The 1,771-nt window shown below is 52.6% G+C and carries 5 protein-coding genes; all 5 read right to left on the reverse strand.

Translation table 11 applies throughout. The features are described 5' to 3' along the window. Window positions 1-24: 24 nt before the first annotated feature. The gene (locus tag ACOSYY_RS00960) at window positions 25-375 is read right to left on the reverse strand and encodes a DUF2283 domain-containing protein (protein ID WP_421660363.1); all 351 of its coding nucleotides are present in this window, start codon (window positions 373-375) and stop codon (window positions 25-27) included. A gap of 59 nt (window positions 376-434) precedes the next feature. After that, the gene (locus tag ACOSYY_RS00965; RefSeq protein ID WP_421660364.1) at window positions 435-629 is read right to left on the reverse strand and encodes a DUF2283 domain-containing protein; all 195 of its coding nucleotides are present in this window, start codon (window positions 627-629) and stop codon (window positions 435-437) included. Continuing rightward, complete coding sequence (locus ACOSYY_RS00970; RefSeq protein ID WP_421660365.1) at window positions 626-883, reverse strand: DUF4258 domain-containing protein; 258 nt, start codon at window positions 881-883, stop codon at window positions 626-628. The genes ACOSYY_RS00965 and ACOSYY_RS00970 overlap by 4 nt, the downstream gene beginning before the upstream one ends. A 23-nt stretch (window positions 884-906) precedes the next feature. Continuing rightward, window positions 907-1,200 carry a hypothetical protein gene (locus ACOSYY_RS00975; RefSeq protein WP_421660366.1) on the reverse strand — a complete coding sequence of 98 codons (294 nt, stop codon included), beginning with the start codon at window positions 1,198-1,200 and terminating at the stop codon, window positions 907-909. Window positions 1,201-1,373: 173 nt separating this feature from the next. Continuing rightward, complete coding sequence (locus ACOSYY_RS00980) at window positions 1,374-1,697, reverse strand: hypothetical protein (RefSeq protein WP_421660367.1); 324 nt, start codon at window positions 1,695-1,697, stop codon at window positions 1,374-1,376. Between the last annotated feature and the right edge of the window lie 74 nt (window positions 1,698-1,771).

The raw sequence follows: 1,771 nt of genomic DNA on the forward strand, positions 1-1,771 counted from the left end.
TTTCTTATAACACACGATTGTTTCCTATGTTGCTCCAAGGCATCGCAAGAAGGCGGCAGGTCTGAGCCGAGATCGAGAACCGGCATGGCAAGACTGTGAGTGATGAACCGGAAGATACCGTGCACCAGCTAAGTCTAGGCCGACTTCTTGAGTCGCTCGCTGCATCACGGTAAAGCCGATGACCTCATCTCCTTCATAGCGGATGATGCCATCTTCATCGGTCATCTCGCTATCAGTGGCATGACTAGGCTTCTTGTAATTGACGTATAGAGTGTCGGCCTCGGCGTCGTAGGTCAACCAGACGGCATTGACGGCTGGAATCAGCTGCAAGTATTCCTGAATATCCACGTTATTTGATGTGGCGGAGCGAATCATCACTCCCCGCCCCGTTTTCTCACTTGTGGATGCACATCTCACTTATTCGGAAACGACACCTAGGCAATCGCGTATTCGACGGATTTTGGATTCTGCACTCGTTTCGAGGCATTGAGAATTTCCATACCGACAATGTTCCCATCCTTGTCGTAGTCCAGAATGACTCCGGGCTTGTCTTGGTCGCTCTCCTCAACCGGAGCATCACTGAATTCGATCGTGAGCACGTCCACTTCTTCGTCGTATTTCACCTTCATGGGTTCCTCCAGTATTTCCTGATCTTGCTGGTCCGGTATACCGTGACTACGACAGCGGGATGTACCGTTTCATTGACCATAGCGCGTAACAAGTATGTCTTTCCACCAATCTCTACTCGCGACTGGTAGCACGTAATATCGTCTACTTCACGGGCCTTTTGTTCCGGCGCATGGAGAGTATGCTCTACAAGCTGCTGTGGTATTTTACGCTTGACTATTTCTTCAAGCACGTGCCGAGAAAAATGGAACGTCATCGCGATGATTCTTTCTCAATCGTTTACGACCCAGCACCTGCAGGACAGGGTTGGGATGCGATACGATTTCCACCACGTTGGAGCGCTAATCCGGCAAGTTCCCATGCCGCAATCGGAAGTGGCTTGAGCATCGTGCCGATATGGACGCAGAGTAAATAATCAGTGCGTCCCGCGCCAGGACGGCATCGGCCTTTGGCTCCGGTGGGTTCAACTGGGGCAGGAGTTTCTAGCTTGAGCTTCCAGTGCTCGTTGTATCCTTTTCCACGAAGAATCGGATCGATCAGATAAAAGCGGGTTTCAGCTTCGTTATAGCTCATACCGCCAAACCACCATTTCGATGACAGATGCCGAAGCAGAAAAGCCGCCGCAGCTTACCCGTTTTCTTAAGAGAAATCACGTTTTCTATCCAAGCAAAAGAAGCCTGCCCTGCTTGTCCTGTCTGGGTGAGCTTGGTCGAGATCAACTTGTCGAAGGGTGTGCCCGTTGGAGCTTACCGACTGGTGGGATGGGCTGCTCGGTCGATGGCGGCGAGGATTTTGGCGCGGGTGTCGGCATCGAACTCATGCCCGTAAAAGCGGAGAAAGAGGCCTTTGCGAATCGTCTGCACCGTCGCCTGAGGATCGTCCGCCCGCAAAGAGGCTTCCACGATCATTCTCGCGGAATCCCGCATGGCACATCCCATGATCAGCCGTTCTTCACCGGTACGCGCCATCAGCATGGCCCGGAACCGCTCGTCGACCTCGGGGGCCGTATCGTTCATGGCTGTCTGTAAGCTTGCGGTCACAGACTTCAAAACATCAAGCTCATCACTCACGGATACGTCTCATTCGGCATCGTTTTGCCGCCGCAGCTTTCATACGGTCTCGCATACAGTCTCGACGGCATTCA

The organism is Nitrospira sp. BLG_2 (assembly GCF_049222245.1).